This is a genomic window from Kitasatospora sp. NPDC051705, from assembly GCF_044453265.1.
In the GTDB taxonomy this organism is placed as follows: Bacteria; Actinomycetota; Actinomycetes; order Streptomycetales; family Streptomycetaceae; genus Kitasatospora.
Genome location: NZ_JBITCO010000005.1, coordinates 174778 through 190338, shown reverse-complemented (window position 1 = coordinate 190338; position 15561 = coordinate 174778). Strand labels below are relative to the sequence as shown.

Genomic DNA, 15561 nt, shown 5'->3' with positions numbered 1-15561 from the left:
GGTACGGCCGTATGTGCAGCGGGTCCCCCCGGGACGCCGGTGTGAGCAGCGGCCGGCCCGTCGACTCTCGTTGACGATCAGGAGAAAGCTGTGATCCAGCAGGAGTCGCGACTGCGTGTTGCCGACAACACTGGTGCCAAGGAGATCCTTTGCATCCGTGTTCTCGGTGGCTCCGGTCGTCGCTACGCCGGAATCGGGGACGTCATCGTCGCGACCGTCAAGGACGCGATCCCCGGTGGTTCGGTGAAGAAGGGTGACGTCGTCAAGTGCGTCGTCGTCCGCACCGTCAAGGAGCGTCGTCGTCCGGATGGCTCGTACATCCGCTTCGACGAGAACGCCGCTGTCGTGCTGAAGAACACCGAGGGTGACCCCCGTGGCACCCGTATCTTCGGCCCGGTCGGCCGCGAGCTGCGCGACAAGAAGTTCATGAAGATCATCTCGCTGGCGCCGGAGGTGCTCTAACCCATGGCGAACAGCATGAAGATCAAGAAGGGTGACCTGGTTCAGGTCATCACCGGCAAGGACAAGGGCAAGCAGGGCAAGGTCATCCAGGCCATCCCCGCTGAGAACAAGGTCCTGGTCGAGGGTGTGAACCGGGTCAAGAAGCACACCAAGCCGGGTCCGGGCACCCAGGGTGGCATCGTCACCGTCGAGGCCCCGGTTCACGTCTCCAACGTCCAGCTGGTCGTGGAGAAGGACGGCAAGAAGGTCGTCACCCGCGTTGGCTACCGCTTCGACGACGAGGGCAACAAGATCCGCGTTGCCAAGCGAACCGGTGAGGACATCTGATGTCTGAGACGACTGTTGAGAAGGTGGCCCCCCGCCTCAAGGAGCGTTACAACTCCGAGATCAAGGGCCAGCTGCAGGAGCAGTTCTCGTACGAGAACGTCATGCTGATCCCCGGCCTGGTCAAGGTCGTGGTCAACATGGGTGTCGGCGAGGCCGCCCGTGACAGCAAGCTGATCGAGGGCGCGATCCGCGACCTGACCGCGATCACCGGTCAGAAGCCGGCCGTGACCAAGGCTCGCAAGTCCATCGCGCAGTTCAAGCTGCGCGAGGGCCAGCCGATCGGCACGCACGTCACCCTCCGTGGTGACCGCATGTGGGAGTTCCTGGACCGTCTGGTGTCGCTGGCCCTGCCGCGTATCCGTGACTTCCGTGGCCTCTCCCCGAAGCAGTTCGACGGCCGTGGCAACTACACCTTCGGTCTGACCGAGCAGGTTATGTTCCACGAGATCGACCAGGACAAGGTCGACCGTCAGCGCGGTATGGACATCACCGTCGTGACCACCGCTCAGACCGACGACGAGGGCCGGGCGCTCCTGCGCGCTCTGGGCTTCCCGTTCAAGGAGGCGTGAGCCAATGGCGAAGAAGTCCCTCATCGCGAAGTCCGAGCGCAAGCCGAAGTTCGGCGTCCGGGCCTACACCCGGTGCCAGCGCTGCGGCCGTCCGCACTCGGTGTACCGCAAGTTCGGCCTGTGCCGTGTGTGCCTCCGCGAGATGGCGCACCGCGGCGAGCTGCCGGGCGTGACCAAGAGCTCCTGGTAATCCAGAGCCCTAGGCACCGCTAGCGAAGCAGAGGTGCCCGATCCCACACCGGCTCGTTTTGGGCCTCCTTACGGAATCCCGTAAGGTTGTGGGGTCGGGCCCCCTGCCACGGCTTCCCCATGGTTGTCCGTGGTCCTCTTCTGGGAGGGCTCGCACCCAGTCTTACTACGTCGTAGGTCCCCTGCGCTTGTGCCCCTGACGCACTCGGAAGAGTGCGGCGGGGGGACCTGGTGCGGAGAAACCACGGCGAGAGAGGCCTGAGGCCATCATGACCATGACCGACCCCATCGCAGACATGCTCACGCGTCTGCGTAACGCGAACTCGGCGTACCACGACTCCGTGGCGATGCCGGCCAGCAAGATCAAGGCGCACGTCGCCCAGATCCTGCAGCAGGAGGGGTACATCTCCTCCTACAAGGTTGAGGAGCCCGTCGAGGGCGAGGTCGGCAAGAAGCTGACCATCGAGCTCAAGTTCGGCCCCAACCGTGAGCGCTCGATCGCCGGCATCAAGCGGATCAGCAAGCCGGGTCTGCGCGTTTACGCAAAGTCCACCAACCTGCCGAAGGTTCTCGGCGGCCTGGGCGTGGCCATCATCTCCACGTCGTCCGGCCTCCTGACCGACAAGCAGGCCGCCAAGAAGGGCGTAGGCGGAGAAGTTCTCGCCTACGTCTGGTAATTCGGGAAACGGAGGTACAGCAATGTCGCGCATTGGACGGCTGCCCATCCAGGTCCCCGCTGGCGTGGACGTCACCATCGATGGCCAGGCGGTCTCGGTGAAGGGCCCCAAGGGCACCCTCACCCACGTCGTCGCCGAGCCGATCGAGATCGGCAAGGGCGAGGACGGCATCGTGCTCGTCACCCGCCCGAACGACGAGCGTCGCTCGAAGGCCCTGCACGGCCTGACCCGCACGCTGGTGGCGAACATGATCACCGGCGTGACCGCGGGCTACCGCAAGTCGCTGGAGATCAGCGGTGTCGGCTACCGAGTCGCTGCGAAGGGCTCCGACATGGAGTTCCAGCTCGGCTACAGCCACCCCATCCTGGTCCCCGCGCCGGAGGGCATCTCCTTCGTCGTCGAGTCGCCCACCAAGTTCCACGTGGACGGCATCGACAAGCAGAAGGTCGGCGAGGTCGCCGCGAAGATCCGCAAGCTGCGCAAGCCCGACCCGTACAAGGCCAAGGGCGTCAAGTACGCGGGCGAGGTCATCCGCCGCAAGGTCGGAAAGAGTGGTAAGTAAGCGATGAGCGTCTCTGTCAAGATCGGCAAGGGCAACGCCTACAAGAGCGCCGCTCGCAAGCGCCGCGCGATCCGCGTTCGCAAGCGCGTCGTCGGCACCGAGGTGCGTCCGCGTCTCGTTGTGACGCGCTCGAACCGTCACATGGTCGCCCAGGTCATCGACGACGCCAAGGGTCACACCCTGGCGTCGGCGTCCACCCTCGACGTGTCCATCAAGGGCGCCGAGGGCGACAAGACCGAGCTGGCCAAGAAGGTCGGGAGCCTGGTCGCCGAGCGCGCCAAGGCCGCCGGCATCGAGGCGGTCGTGTTCGACCGCGCGGGCAACCGGTACGCCGGCCGCATCGCCGCCCTGGCGGACGCGGCCCGTGAGGCCGGGCTCGACTTCTAAGCCGCTCGTCGACTCTGTCGGCGGACGTAATCGAGAGAGGTAATTCCAATGGCTGGACCCCAGCGCCGCGGTAGCGGCGCCGGCGGCGGCACCGGTGGCGAGCGGCGCGACCGTAAGCGTGACGACCGGGGCAACGCCCCCGCCGTCGAGAAGACCGCTTACGTCGAGCGCGTCGTCGCGATCAACCGTGTCGCCAAGGTTGTCAAGGGTGGTCGTCGCTTCTCCTTCACCGCGCTGGTCGTGGTGGGCGATGGCGAGGGCACCGTGGGTGTTGGTTACGGGAAGGCGAAGGAGGTTCCGGCCGCCATCGCCAAGGGTGTTGAGGAGGCCAAGAAGAACTTCTTCAAGGTCCCCCGTATCCAGGGCACCATTCCGCACCCCATCCAGGGTGAGAAGGCCGCCGGCGTCGTGCTGCTGAAGCCCGCCGCCCCCGGTACCGGTGTTATCGCCGGTGGTCCGGTGCGCGCCGTCCTGGAGTGCGCCGGCATCCACGACATCCTGTCGAAGTCGCTCGGCTCGGACAACGCGATCAACATCGTGCACGCCACGGTGGCCGCTCTGAAGGGCCTCGTGCGCCCCGAGGAGATCGCCGCCCGTCGTGGCCTCCCGCTGGAGGACGTGGCCCCGGCCGCGCTGCTGCGGGCCCGCGCTGCAGGGGTGAGCGCCTGATGGCTCGCCTGAAGATCACGCAGACCAAGTCGTACATCGGCAGCAAGCAGAATCACCGTGACACCCTGCGTTCGCTTGGTCTCAAGCGCATGCACGACGTCGTGGTGAAGGAGGACCGTCCCGAGATCCGCGGGATGGCCCAGACGGTCCGTCACCTGGTGACGGTTGAGGAGGTGGACTGATCATGGGCGACAACCCGATCAAGATCCACAACCTGCGTCCCGCCCCGGGTGCCAAGACCGAGAAGATCCGCGTGGGTCGTGGTGAGGGCTCCAAGGGTAAGACCGCCGGTCGTGGCACCAAGGGCACCAAGGCCCGCTACCAGGTTCCGCAGCGCTTCGAGGGTGGCCAGATGCCCCTCCACATGCGCCTGCCGAAGCTGAAGGGCTTCAAGAACCCGTTCAAGATCACGTTCCAGGTCGTCAACCTCGACAAGCTGGCCGAGCTCTACCCGCAGGGTGGAGAGGTCACCGTCGAGGACCTGGTCGCCAAGGGCGCGGTTCGTAAGAACTCCCTCGTCAAGGTGCTCGGCACCGGCGAGATCTCGGTCGCGCTGCAGGTGACGGTCGACGCCGTCTCCGGCTCCGCCGCCGAGAAGATCACCGCCGCCGGCGGTACCGTCACCGAGCTCGTCTGAGCGCGCTGACCTGATGCGAGCCCCGCATCTCCTTCGGGAGGTGCGGGGCTCGTTCTTTTTCCCGGGGATTCCTTCTTCCGGGGCCCTCGTTCTTTTGTGTGGCAAAACCGGGCATCCCGTACCCCGTGAGTGGGGGAGGGGCGGTACGCGCTTCTTTCGAGTGGCTGCGCACTGTTAGAGTCCGTGGAGTTCCCTTGTAGGCTGCGCGTAGGCTCGCCTGTGCCGTCTGTACGGGAGCCCGACCCGCAAACTCCCCATTCAGGACCGACCCTCCCGCCGACGACGTGCGGGAGGCGCAGGAGGCACCGTGCTCAGTGCGTTCGCGCGGGCGTTCCAGACGCCCGACCTGCGCAAGAAGCTGCTGTTCACGCTGGGCATCATGGTGCTGTTCCGGCTGGGCTCGCACATCCCGATCCCCGGCGTGAGCTTCACGGCCGTGAACGAGTGTGTGAAGGAAGCCAAGAACACCGGCCTCTTCGGACTCGTCAACCTGTTCAGCGGCGGCGCGCTCCTCCAGCTGACGATCTTCGCGCTCGGCATCATGCCGTACATCACCGCGAGCATCATCCTCCAGCTCCTCACCGTCGTGATCCCGCGGCTCGAGGCGCTGAAGAAGGAGGGCCAGGCCGGCCAGGCGAAGATCACCCAGTACACCCGCTACCTGACCATCGCGCTCGCCGTGCTCCAGGGCACCGGCATCGTGGCGACGGCCTCCAGCGGCGCGCTCTTCTCCGGCTGCCCCGTGAACAACCAGATCGTCCCGGACACCAGCGTGTTCCGGATCGCGGTCATGGTGATCACGATGACGGCCGGCACCACGGTCATCATGTGGCTGGGCGAGCTGATCACCGACCGCGGCATCGGCAACGGCATGTCGCTGCTGATCTTCACCTCGATCGCGGCGCAGTTCCCGTCCTCGATGTGGGCGATCAAGCAGTCCGGCACCATCGGCGGCGGCTGGGTCGAGTTCCTGTCCGTGGTCGCGGTCGGCATCATCGTTGTGAGCCTGGTCATCTTCGTCGAGCAGGCCCAGCGCCGGATCCCGGTGCAGTACGCGAAGCGGATGATCGGCCGCCGGGCGTTCGGCGGCACCTCGACGTACATCCCGCTCAAGGTGAACCAGGCCGGTGTCATCCCGGTCATCTTCGCCTCGTCGCTGCTGTACATCCCCGCCCTGGTCGTCCAGCTGACCAACAGCCAGGCCGGCTGGGCCACGTGGATCCGGACGAACTTCGTCAAGGGTGACCACCCGATCTACATGGCCACCTACTTCCTGCTGATCGTCTTCTTCGCCTTCTTCTACGTCGCCATCTCCTTCAACCCCGAAGAAGTTGCCGACAATATGAAGAAGTATGGTGGGTTCATCCCGGGCATCCGGGCCGGCCGACCGACGGCCGAGTACCTGAACTACGTGCTGACCCGAATCACGTGGCCGGGTTCGCTCTACCTGGGCCTGATCGCGTTGATCCCGATGATCGCCCTGGTCGCCTTCGGACAGCAGACCAACTTCCCGTTCGGCGGCACCAGCGTGCTCATCGTCGTCGGCGTCGGACTCGAAACTGTGAAGCAGATCGAGAGCCAGCTCCAGCAGCGCAATTACGAAGGGTTCCTCCGCTGATGCGTATCGTCCTCGTTGGTCCTCCCGGGGCCGGGAAGGGTACTCAGGCGCACCTGCTCGCCAAGACCCTGTCCATTCCCCACATCTCCACCGGCGACCTCTTCCGCGCCAACATCGGCCAGGGCACCCCGCTGGGGCTCGAGGCCAAGAGCTACATGGACGCGGGCCGGCTGGTTCCGGACGAGGTCACCATCGGGATGGCCAAGGACCGCATGCTCCAGGAGGACGCCGCCAACGGCTTCCTGCTCGACGGCTTCCCCCGCAACCTGGGCCAGGCCAAGGCGCTGGACGAGTTCCTCGCCGAGCAGGGCATCGTCCTGGACGGCGTGCTGGACCTGGAGGTCCCCGAGGACGAGGTCGTCCGCCGGATCGCCGGCCGCCGGCTGTGCCGCAACGACGGCGGCCACGTCTTCCACGTGGACTACAACCCGCCGAAGGCCGACGGCGTCTGCGACGAGTGCGGCGGCGAGCTGTACCAGCGCTCGGACGACACCGAGGACAAGGTGCGCACCCGCCTGGAGGTCTACCACACGGAGACCGAGCCGATCATCGACTACTACGCCCAGCAGGGCCTGGTCGCGACGATCCCGGCCCTCGGCAAGGTGGACGAGGTCACCCAGCGCGCGATCGAGGCGCTGAAGCAGCAGGGCTGAGTTCTCTCAGCGACGTACGTACGGCCGGGTCGCCCCTTGAGCGGGCGGCCCGGCCGTTTTCGGCGTCGTACGGTGGTAGCAGTGGTAATCCGGACTTGGAAGGCGTGACCAGATGGTGGAGATCAAGACCCCCGAGCAGATCGCGAAGATGCGAGCGGCCGGGCTGGTCGTCGCCGAGGCCCTCAAGGCCTGCCGCGAGGCGGTCGCTCCGGGGGTGACCACCCAGGAGCTCAACGACGTCGCGGACAAGGTCATCACCGACCACGGCGCCACCTCGAACTTCCGCGCCCACCACGGCGGCCTCTGGTTCCCCGGGGTGATCTGCGCCTCGGTGAACAACGAGGTCGTGCACGGCATCCCCGGCGAGCGGGTGCTCCAGGAGGGCGACCTCATCTCGATCGACTGCGGGGCCATCCTGGACGGCTGGCACGGCGACGCGGCGATCACCGTCGCGGTCGGCGAGGTCCGCCCCGAGGTCGAGATGCTGAGCCGGGTGACCGAGGGCTCGATGTGGGCCGGCATCGCGCAGATGAAGAAGACCAACCGCCTGGTCGACGTCTCCAAGGCGATCGAGGGCTTCATCCGGCGCCAGCCGCTGCCGCCGAAGGGCAAGTGGGGCATCACCGAGGGCTACGGCGGCCACGGCATCGGCACCGCGATGCACATGGAGCCGCACGTGCTGAACTACGTGGAGCGCGGCCGCGGCAAGGGCCCGAAGCTCGTCCCCGGCACGGTGCTGGCGATCGAGCCGATGGTCTCGCTGGGCACCCCGCACACCGCGGTGCTGGACGACGAGTGGACGGTCGTCACCAACGACGGCACCTGGGCCTCGCACTGGGAGCACTCGGTGGCCGTCACCGAGCAGGGCCCGCTGGTCCTGACCGCCTTCGACGGCGGCCGGGCCGAGCTCGCGAAGCTGGGCGTCACCGCCGCGCCGGACCCGCTCGGCTGAGGCGCGTCCCGGCCGCCCGGTCGCGGGCCGGCGGCCGGTTCCCGTCGCTGACGGGGGAGCGGAGCCCTGGAGGTTTGGACCTCCAGGGCTTTTGTCCTATTTTTATCGGCTGGCAGTTGCTTCAGCAGCATCGATCGAGCAGGAGACAGCAGTGCTCAAGGGATTCCGCGACTTCATGATGCGCGGCAACGTCGTCGACATGGCCGTCGGTGTGGTCATCGGCGCCGCGTTCACGGGGGTGGTGACCGGCTTCGTCTCCGCGTTCCTCACCCCGCTGGTCGGCGTCGTGGTCGGCGCGGCCGGCGACTTCAGCTCCTACAAGGCGACCGTGGCCGGAGTGACCTTCCCCTACGGCCAGTTCCTCAACGTGCTGATCGCCTTCGTGATGACCGCCGCGGTGCTCTACTTCTGCGTCGTCCTGCCGGTCACCAAGGCCACCGCGCGCTACCTGCCGAAGAAGCCGAAGGCTCCGAAGCGCCCGTGCCCGGAGTGCCTGACCGAGATCCCGCAGGCCGCCCGCCGCTGCTCGGCCTGCACCGCGCACGTCGAGCCGCTGGCCGTTCCGACCGGGGTGTGACGGTCACCGCCTTCCGGGGCCTCCGTTTTGGCCCACCGGACGCGCTGGCGTAGGATGGACCGTCGGCTCACTCGTAGCGTGCTTCAGCACGCCCTCTTCCCCTCGGGGGCGGGGTGAACCCAGGTTCGCACGAGCGTTCCGCATACGGTAGCCGGTCCCGGAAGGTGGATCTCGCAGTTCATGGCTAAGAAGCAAGGCGCCATTGAGATCGAGGGCACCGTGATCGAGTCTCTTCCGAACGCGATGTTCAAGGTCGAGCTGCAGAACGGTCACAAGGTCCTCGCGCACATCAGTGGCAAGATGCGCATGCACTACATCCGCATCCTGCCGGACGACCGGGTCGTCGTGGAGCTCAGCCCCTACGACCTCACGCGCGGACGGATCGTCTACCGCTACAAGTAAGAACGTCAGATCTAGACCCGGAGAACCTGAAACATGAAGGTCAAGCCGAGCGTCAAGAAGATCTGCGACAAGTGCAAGGTGATCCGCCGTCACGGTCGGGTCATGGTGATCTGCGACAACCTGCGCCACAAGCAGCGCCAGGGCTGATCTCTCCCCAGCATTTCTCGTAGTACTTCGCGCGACGCGAAAACGTCATAAGCGGGCTACCCGATCCGACCTTGGGAAAGGACGGACTGCCGCCCCCGGTCAGAGGCCGGGGCTCCCTCATCGAGAGATGAAGGAGTAGGTAGCACGCAAGACCTCTGAAGAACCACAGGAGCCTTGAATGGCACGCCTCGCCGGCGTTGATCTCCCCCGTGAGAAGCGGATCGAGATCGCCCTCACCTACGTGTACGGCATCGGCCGTACCCGCGCCCAGCAGACCCTCGCCGAGACCGGCGTCAACCCGGATGTCCGCGTTCGCGACATCTCCGAGGAAGACCTGGTCAAGCTGAGCCAGTACATCGACGCCAACTACACGGTCGAGGGTGACCTCCGCCGTGAGGTGGCCGCCGACATCCGCCGCAAGGTCGAGATCGGCTGCTACGAGGGTCTGCGTCACCGCCGTGGCCTGCCGGTCCGCGGCCAGCGCACCCACACCAACGCGCGTACCCGCAAGGGCCCGCGTCGCGCGATCGCCGGTAAGAAGAAGCCGGGCAAGAAGTAGTCCGTCCCGTAACCGGACATCCCTCCGGCCCGCGGGTCAGCGGACCGACCACCTCAGTAGGAGAACAGACTTATGCCCCCCAAGGGTCGTCAGGCTGCCGGCGCGAAGAAGATCCGCCGCAAGGAAAAGAAGAACGTCGCTCACGGCCACGCGCACATCAAGAGCACGTTCAACAACACCATCGTTTCGATCACCGACCCCGCGGGCAACGTGATCTCCTGGGCCTCCGCCGGCCACGTCGGCTTCAAGGGCTCGCGCAAGTCCACCCCGTTCGCCGCGCAGATGGCCGCCGAGGCCGCTGCCCGTCGCGCGCAGGAGCACGGCATGCGCAAGGTCGACGTCTTCGTCAAGGGTCCGGGCTCCGGCCGTGAGACCGCGATCCGTTCGCTCCAGGCCACCGGCCTCGAGGTCGGCTCGATCCAGGACGTCACCCCCACCCCGCACAACGGCTGCCGTCCGCCGAAGCGCCGCCGCGTCTGACGCAGCGCCTTCGGGCACGCTGGGTTTGCTTTGAAACCTCGTACGGGCTCCCGTTCTCCGCGGGAGCCCGTACGCTTGGTCCTGTCGGCATCAAATAGTGGGTGCCGAAGACAACTGGAGGAACATCCCCCATGCTTATCGCTCAGCGTCCGTCGCTGACCGAAGAGGTCGTCGACGAGTTCCGCTCGCGGTTCGTGATCGAGCCGCTGGAGCCGGGCTTCGGCTACACCCTCGGCAACTCCCTGCGCCGCACGCTCCTGTCGTCGATCCCGGGTGCCGCTGTCACCAGCATCCGCATCGACGGCGTCCTGCACGAGTTCACCACCGTGCCGGGCGTCAAGGAGGACGTGACCGACCTCATCCTCAACATCAAGCAGCTGGTCGTCTCCTCGGAGCACGACGAGCCGGTCGTGATGTACCTGCGCAAGCAGGGCCCGGGTGTCGTCACCGCCGCCGACATCGCCCCGCCGGCGGGTGTCGAGGTGCACAACCCGGAGCTGGTCCTCGCGACCCTCAACGGCAAGGGCAAGCTGGAGATGGAGCTGACCGTCGAGCGCGGTCGCGGCTACGTCTCCGCCGTCCAGAACAAGGCCTCCGGCCAGGAGATCGGCCGCATCCCGGTCGACTCGATCTACAGCCCCGTGCTGAAGGTCACCTACAAGGTCGAGGCCACCCGTGTCGAGCAGCGGACCGACTTCGACAAGCTGATCGTCGACGTCGAGACCAAGCCCGCCATGCGTCCGCGCGACGCCATGGCCTCGGCGGGCAAGACCCTGGTGGAGCTGTTCGGCCTCGCCCGCGAGCTGAACATCGACGCCGAGGGCATCGACATGGGCCCGTCCCCGACGGACGCCGCCCTGGCCGCCGACCTGGCGCTGCCGATCGAGGAGCTGGAACTCACCGTCCGCTCCTACAACTGCCTCAAGCGCGAGGGCATCCACACCGTGGGTGAGCTCGTCGCCCGCTCCGAGGCCGACCTGCTCGACATCCGCAACTTCGGTGCGAAGTCGATCGACGAGGTCAAGGCGAAGCTGGCCGGCATGGGCCTGGCCCTCAAGGACAGCCCGCCCGGGTTCGACCCGACCGCCGCCGCCGACGCCTTCGGCGCGGACGACCTGGACGACGCGGGTTACGCGGAGACCGAGCAGTACTGAAAGACTTGACCGCGGGGGCGGTTCCTGCCGGAACCGCCTCCGTCGTCGTGAAAGTCGTGCGGGCACCGTGCCCGCACGCCCGCTGCGGTACCTGGTACGGCCGCAGTCGGAGATTCGAGGAGTAATTCCATGCCGCGTCCCACCAAGGGTGCCCGCCTCGGCGGCGGCCCGCACCACGAGCCGCTGCTGCTCGCCGGTCTGTGCCGGGAGCTGTTCCAGTACGGCCGCATCACCACGACCGAGGCCAAGGCCCGTCGGATGCGCCCGCTGGCGGAGAAGCTGATCACCAAGGCGAAGAAGGGCGACATCCACAACCGTCGCCTGGTGCGCAAGACGATCACCGACATCTCGGTGCTGCACACCCTCTTCACCGAGATCGCGCCGCGCTACGAGAACCGCCCGGGTGGCTACACCCGCATCACCAAGATCGGTCCCCGTCGTGGCGACAACGCCCCGATGGCCGTGATCGAGCTGGTCGAGGCGCTGACCGTCGCGCAGAACGCGGTCGGCGAGGCCGAGGCCGCCACCAAGCGTGCCGTCAAGGAGGCCGACGAGGCCGCCGCCGTCGAGACCAAGGCCGACGAGGCCGAGGCCGCCGAGCAGGCCTGACACCTCCAGGTGTTCCGCGGGCCCGTTTCCCCAGCAGTGGGGGAGCGGGCCCGTTCCTCATCCCCCGGGAGACGTGAGAAGCAGTGGTCAACGATTGCGCCGAGCAGCCGCCGGTGAAGGACGGTCCGGCCGACGGGTACGTCCGGGTCCGGCTCGACCTGGCCTACCAGGGCGCCGAGTTCTCCGGCTGGGCCCGCCAGAAGGGCGGCCGGCGGACGGTCCAGGAGGAGATCGAGACCGCGCTGCAGATCGTCACCCGCAGCCCCGAGCTGTTCCCGCTCACCGTGGCCGGCCGCACCGACGCCGGGGTGCACGCCCGCGGCCAGGTCGCCCACGTGGACCTCCCGGCCGAGCTCTGGGAGGCCCACCGGGAGAAGCTGCTGCGCCGGCTCGCCGGCCGGCTGCCCGGGGACGTCCGGATCTATCGGGTCGGCGAGGCGCCGGCCGGGTTCGACGCCCGCTTCTCGGCGATCTGGCGCCGCTACGCCTACCGGGTCGCCGACCACCCCGGCGGGGTCGACCCGCTGCTGCGCGGACACGTGCTCTGGCACGACCGGCCGCTGGACGTGGACCGGATGAACGAGGCCGCGAAGCTGCTGCTCGGCGAGCACGACTTCGCCGCGTACTGCAAGAAGCGCGAGGGCGCCACCACCATCCGCACCCTGCTGGAGCTGCACTGGGACCGCGTCCCGGTGGACTCCTACGCAGCCCAGGAGGGCTCCCTCGCGGTCGCCACCGTCCGCGCCGACGCGTTCTGCCACAACATGGTGCGGGCGCTGGTCGGCGCGATGCTGCTGGTCGGCGACGGGCACCGGCCGGTGGAGTTCCCCGGCGAGGTGCTGGCCGGCGGGGTGCGCAACTCCGCGGTCAACGTGATCCGGCCGTACGGGCTCACCCTCGAGGAGGTCGGCTACCCGCCGGACGACCTGCTCGCCGAGCGGAACCGGCAGGCCCGGCGGATGCGCACGCTGCCCGGACAGCCCGCCGCCGGGTAATCCGTTTGGGCCCTGCGCGTCGGCTTGGGACAATCGTCCGCATGGGACACGTCGAGATTTCGCACCTTGAGTACTACCTGCCGGACGGGCGGGTGCTTTTCGACGACGCGTCCTTCCGGGTCGGCGAGGGCGCGGCCGTCGCGCTGGTCGGCGCCAACGGCGCCGGCAAGACCACACTGCTGCGGATGATCGCGGGGGACATCCAGCCGCACGGCGGCTCGGTGACGATCAGCGGCGGGCTCGGCGTGATGCGCCAGTTCGTCGGCACCACCGGCCGCGAGGACCAGCAGGCCACCCCGGGCGCGCTGCCCGCCGACGCCTCCGTCCGCGACCTGCTGGTGTCGGTCGCCCCCGAGCGGATCGCCGTCGCCGCCCGCGCGGTGGACGCCGCCGAGCTGGCGATGATCGCCCAGGACGACGAGAAGACCCAGATGGCCTACGCCCAGGCGCTGTCCGACTGGGCCGACGTGGGCGGCTACGACTACGAGACCGACTGGGACGTCTGCACCATGGCGGCCCTCGGCATGCCCTTCGACAAGGCGCAGTGGCGCGGCCTGAACACCCTCTCCGGCGGTGAGCAGAAGCGGCTCGTCCTGGAGACGCTGCTGCGCGGGCCCGAGGAGGTGCTGCTCCTCGACGAGCCCGACAACTACCTGGACGTCCCCGGCAAGCGCTGGTTGGAGGAGGCCATCAAGGCCACCTCGAAGACCGTGTTGTACATCTCACACGACCGCGAGCTGCTCTCCCGCACCGCGGAGAAGATCATCAGCGTCGAGTCGGGTGCCGCCGGAAGCAGCGTCTGGGTGCACGGCGGGGGCTTCGACTCCTTCCACGAGGCCCGCAAGGACCGGTTCGCACGCTTCGAGGAACTGGGCCGGCGGTGGGACGAGGAACACGCCAAGCTCAAGAAGCTGGTCGTGACCCTGCGCCAGGCCGCGTCGGTCAGCCACGCCCTGGCCACCCGCTACGCCGCCGCGCAGACCCGGCTGAAGAAGTTCGAGGAGGCCGGCCGGCCGGAGGAGCCCCCGCGCGAGCAGTCCATCACCATGCGGCTCAAGGGCGGGCGCACCGGCATGCGCGCCTTCACCATGGAGCGGCTGGAGCTCACCGGCCTGATGCAGCCCTTCGACCTGGAGGTCTTCTACGGCGAGCGGATCGGGGTGCTGGGCGCCAACGGCGCCGGCAAGTCGCACCTGCTGCGGCTGCTGGCCGGCGACACCACGGTCGCCCACACCGGGGACTGGAAGCTGGGCGCGCGGGTCGTCCCCGGCCACTTCCGGCAGACCCACGCCCACCCCGAGCTGTTCGGGCGGACGGTGCGCTCGATCGTCGAGGAGGAGCACGCGCTCAGCCGCGGCGCCGCGATGGGCGCGCTGCGCCGCTACGAGCTGGACCGCCAGGAGGAGCAGAAGTTCGAGTCGCTGTCCGGCGGGCAGCAGGCCCGGCTGATGATCCTCAAGCTCGAACTCTCCGGCGTGACGGCCCTGTTGCTCGACGAGCCGACCGACAACCTGGACCTGGAGAGCGCCGAGGCGCTGCAGGCCGGGCTGGAGGCCTTCGAGGGCACCGTGCTGTGCGTCACCCACGACCGCTGGTTCGCCAGGACCTTCGACCGCTTCCTGGTGTTCGGGGCGGACGGCCGGGTCTTCGAGTCGACCGAGCCGGTCTGGGACGTCAACCGGGTGCAGCGCGAACGCTGAGTGACGACAGGGCCTCCGGGCGGTCGCGGTCCGGCGATTTTTGACCCCTCCCCGCCCGCCCGGTAACCTGGACGCTTGATGTGCGTATTGGCTCGCTCTATCTCACGTGAGAGGTCGGTACGCCGGAGACATCAGGTCGTCGACCAGCGGTCCCCCTTGAATTGCGTCCAAGGGTGATCAGGCTGCTCTTCCGACCAGGTGCTCCTGTCAGGACTCACTCACTGAAAAGCGAAGGCTACGACCGTGCGTACGTACAGCCCCAAGCCCGGCGACGTCCAGCGTCAGTGGCACGTCATCGACGCGACCGACGTCGTGCTGGGCCGCCTGGCCTCCCAGGCCGCCAACCTCCTCCGGGGCAAGCACAAGGCGATCTACGCGCCGCACGTTGACACTGGTGACTTCGTCATCATCATCAACGCCGACAAGGTGCACCTGTCCGGTAACAAGAAGACCCAGAAGCTGGCCTACCGCCACTCGGGCTTCCCGGGCGGTCTGCGCTCGGTGCGCTACGACGACCTGCTGGCGAACAACCCGGAGAAGGCCGTCGAGAAGGCCATCAAGGGCATGATCCCCAAGAACAGCCTGGGCCGTCAGATGCTCTCGAAGCTGAAGGTCTACTCGGGCGACCAGCACCCCCACGCTGCCCAGCAGCCGGTGCCGTTCGAGATCACCCAGGTCGCGCAGTAATTCGGCCACCAAGCCCCCCAACACTGAAAAGAGCTGAGGAACACCGTGGCCGAGACCACTGAAACCCTTGAGGTCGACTTCGACGAGAACGTCGAGGGCGAGTACACCTCCGAGGAGAGCTACACCTCCGAGTCGCTGGCCGGCCGCTTCGGCGAGGCCACCCCGGGCGCCGGCCTCGGCCGTCGCAAGGAGGCGATCGCCCGCGTGCGCATCGTCCCCGGCACCGGCCAGTGGAAGATCAACGGTCGCACCCTGGAGAACTACTTCCCCAACAAGGTGCACCAGCAGACCGTGAACGAGCCCTTCAAGCTCCTCGAGCTTGACGGCCGTTACGACGTCGTCGCCCGCATCACCGGTGGCGGCGTCTCCGGCCAGGCCTACGCGCTGCGCCTCGGCGTGGCCCGTGCCCTGAACGAGGCCGACGTGGACAACAACCGCGGCGCGCTGAAGAAGGCCGGCTTCCTGACCCGTGACGCCCGCGCCGTCGAGCGCAAGAAGGCCGGTCTCAAGAAGGCCCGCAAGGCGCCGCAGTACAGCAAGCGCTAATCG

General features: G+C 67.7%; 24 protein-coding genes. All 24 read left to right on the top strand.

Annotation, left to right across the window (positions count from 1 at the left end; all coding sequences use genetic code 11):
• Nucleotides 1–90 precede the first annotated feature (90 nt).
• The 24 genes from rplN to rpsI all read left to right on the top strand — a co-directional run bounded on the left by rplN (nucleotide 91) and on the right by rpsI (nucleotide 15558).
• Entirely contained in the window at nucleotides 91–462 is a 372-nt protein-coding gene (gene rplN / locus ACIA8Q_RS09060; RefSeq protein ID WP_030232481.1) for a 50S ribosomal protein L14, read from the top strand.
• 15 nt (nucleotides 463–477) lie between these two features.
• A complete protein-coding gene (rplX, locus tag ACIA8Q_RS09055) occupies nucleotides 478–789 on the top strand; it encodes a 50S ribosomal protein L24 (protein WP_345286354.1) in 312 nt (103 codons plus the stop codon).
• The gene (rplE, locus tag ACIA8Q_RS09050; protein ID WP_030280779.1) at nucleotides 789–1358 is read left to right on the top strand and encodes a 50S ribosomal protein L5; all 570 of its coding nucleotides are present in this window, start codon (nucleotides 789–791) and stop codon (nucleotides 1356–1358) included. The genes rplX and rplE overlap by 1 nt, the downstream gene beginning before the upstream one ends.
• 4 nt (nucleotides 1359–1362) lie before the next feature.
• Nucleotides 1363–1548, top strand: a complete 186-nt coding sequence (locus ACIA8Q_RS09045; protein WP_030055830.1) for a type Z 30S ribosomal protein S14 — start codon at nucleotides 1363–1365, stop codon at nucleotides 1546–1548.
• Between the two features lie 268 nt (nucleotides 1549–1816).
• A complete protein-coding gene (gene rpsH, locus ACIA8Q_RS09040; RefSeq protein WP_031063036.1) occupies nucleotides 1817–2224 on the top strand; it encodes a 30S ribosomal protein S8 in 408 nt (135 codons plus the stop codon).
• A gap of 22 nt (nucleotides 2225–2246) precedes the next feature.
• On the top strand, nucleotides 2247–2786 hold the full coding sequence (gene rplF / locus ACIA8Q_RS09035; protein WP_360209088.1) for a 50S ribosomal protein L6: 540 nt from the start codon (nucleotides 2247–2249) through the stop codon (nucleotides 2784–2786).
• 3 nt (nucleotides 2787–2789) lie between these two features.
• Nucleotides 2790–3173 (top strand): 50S ribosomal protein L18, encoded by a 384-nt coding sequence (gene rplR / locus ACIA8Q_RS09030; RefSeq protein WP_030232494.1) that lies wholly within the window; start codon nucleotides 2790–2792, stop codon nucleotides 3171–3173.
• Nucleotides 3174–3221: 48 nt separating this feature from the next.
• Complete coding sequence (gene rpsE / locus ACIA8Q_RS09025) at nucleotides 3222–3842, top strand: 30S ribosomal protein S5 (RefSeq protein ID WP_350573992.1); 621 nt, start codon at nucleotides 3222–3224, stop codon at nucleotides 3840–3842.
• The gene (gene rpmD / locus ACIA8Q_RS09020; protein ID WP_030251557.1) at nucleotides 3842–4024 is read left to right on the top strand and encodes a 50S ribosomal protein L30; all 183 of its coding nucleotides are present in this window, start codon (nucleotides 3842–3844) and stop codon (nucleotides 4022–4024) included. Before rpsE ends, rpmD begins: the two co-directional genes overlap by 1 nt.
• A gap of 2 nt (nucleotides 4025–4026) precedes the next feature.
• A complete protein-coding gene (gene rplO, locus ACIA8Q_RS09015) occupies nucleotides 4027–4479 on the top strand; it encodes a 50S ribosomal protein L15 (RefSeq protein ID WP_380234346.1) in 453 nt (150 codons plus the stop codon).
• Between the two features lie 307 nt (nucleotides 4480–4786).
• Nucleotides 4787–6097, top strand: coding sequence for a preprotein translocase subunit SecY (gene secY, locus ACIA8Q_RS09010; protein WP_360209084.1), 1311 nt, complete (start codon nucleotides 4787–4789; stop codon nucleotides 6095–6097).
• Nucleotides 6097–6750 (top strand): adenylate kinase, encoded by a 654-nt coding sequence (locus ACIA8Q_RS09005; protein WP_360209081.1) that lies wholly within the window; start codon nucleotides 6097–6099, stop codon nucleotides 6748–6750. The genes secY and ACIA8Q_RS09005 overlap by 1 nt, the downstream gene beginning before the upstream one ends.
• A gap of 112 nt (nucleotides 6751–6862) precedes the next feature.
• Nucleotides 6863–7702 (top strand): type I methionyl aminopeptidase, encoded by an 840-nt coding sequence (map, locus tag ACIA8Q_RS09000; protein ID WP_360209079.1) that lies wholly within the window; start codon nucleotides 6863–6865, stop codon nucleotides 7700–7702.
• 151 nt (nucleotides 7703–7853) lie between these two features.
• On the top strand, nucleotides 7854–8279 hold the full coding sequence (mscL, locus tag ACIA8Q_RS08995) for a large conductance mechanosensitive channel protein MscL (protein ID WP_360209077.1): 426 nt from the start codon (nucleotides 7854–7856) through the stop codon (nucleotides 8277–8279).
• Nucleotides 8280–8459: 180 nt separating this feature from the next.
• The gene (gene infA, locus ACIA8Q_RS08990) at nucleotides 8460–8681 is read left to right on the top strand and encodes a translation initiation factor IF-1 (RefSeq protein WP_003956442.1); all 222 of its coding nucleotides are present in this window, start codon (nucleotides 8460–8462) and stop codon (nucleotides 8679–8681) included.
• Nucleotides 8682–8714: 33 nt separating this feature from the next.
• Nucleotides 8715–8828 (top strand): 50S ribosomal protein L36, encoded by a 114-nt coding sequence (gene rpmJ / locus ACIA8Q_RS08985; protein WP_003956441.1) that lies wholly within the window; start codon nucleotides 8715–8717, stop codon nucleotides 8826–8828.
• A 178-nt stretch (nucleotides 8829–9006) separates the two neighbouring features.
• A complete protein-coding gene (rpsM, locus tag ACIA8Q_RS08980) occupies nucleotides 9007–9387 on the top strand; it encodes a 30S ribosomal protein S13 (protein ID WP_097237495.1) in 381 nt (126 codons plus the stop codon).
• Nucleotides 9388–9459: 72 nt separating this feature from the next.
• Nucleotides 9460–9867, top strand: a complete 408-nt coding sequence (rpsK, locus tag ACIA8Q_RS08975) for a 30S ribosomal protein S11 (RefSeq protein WP_030232513.1) — start codon at nucleotides 9460–9462, stop codon at nucleotides 9865–9867.
• Nucleotides 9868–9998: 131 nt separating this feature from the next.
• Complete coding sequence (locus tag ACIA8Q_RS08970; RefSeq protein WP_030055844.1) at nucleotides 9999–11021, top strand: DNA-directed RNA polymerase subunit alpha; 1023 nt, start codon at nucleotides 9999–10001, stop codon at nucleotides 11019–11021.
• 129 nt (nucleotides 11022–11150) lie between these two features.
• The gene (gene rplQ, locus ACIA8Q_RS08965; protein ID WP_360209075.1) at nucleotides 11151–11630 is read left to right on the top strand and encodes a 50S ribosomal protein L17; all 480 of its coding nucleotides are present in this window, start codon (nucleotides 11151–11153) and stop codon (nucleotides 11628–11630) included.
• Between the two features lie 83 nt (nucleotides 11631–11713).
• Nucleotides 11714–12625 (top strand): tRNA pseudouridine(38-40) synthase TruA, encoded by a 912-nt coding sequence (gene truA, locus ACIA8Q_RS08960; protein WP_363364075.1) that lies wholly within the window; start codon nucleotides 11714–11716, stop codon nucleotides 12623–12625.
• Between the two features lie 41 nt (nucleotides 12626–12666).
• Nucleotides 12667–14325: an ATP-binding cassette domain-containing protein gene (locus ACIA8Q_RS08955; protein ID WP_360209070.1), complete on the top strand. Its 1659-nt coding sequence runs from the start codon at nucleotides 12667–12669 to the stop codon at nucleotides 14323–14325.
• Nucleotides 14326–14568: 243 nt separating this feature from the next.
• Entirely contained in the window at nucleotides 14569–15012 is a 444-nt protein-coding gene (gene rplM / locus ACIA8Q_RS08950; RefSeq protein ID WP_030055846.1) for a 50S ribosomal protein L13, read from the top strand.
• Between the two features lie 45 nt (nucleotides 15013–15057).
• Nucleotides 15058–15558, top strand: coding sequence for a 30S ribosomal protein S9 (gene rpsI, locus ACIA8Q_RS08945; RefSeq protein ID WP_360209067.1), 501 nt, complete (start codon nucleotides 15058–15060; stop codon nucleotides 15556–15558).
• The last annotated feature ends 3 nt before the right edge of the window (nucleotides 15559–15561 follow it).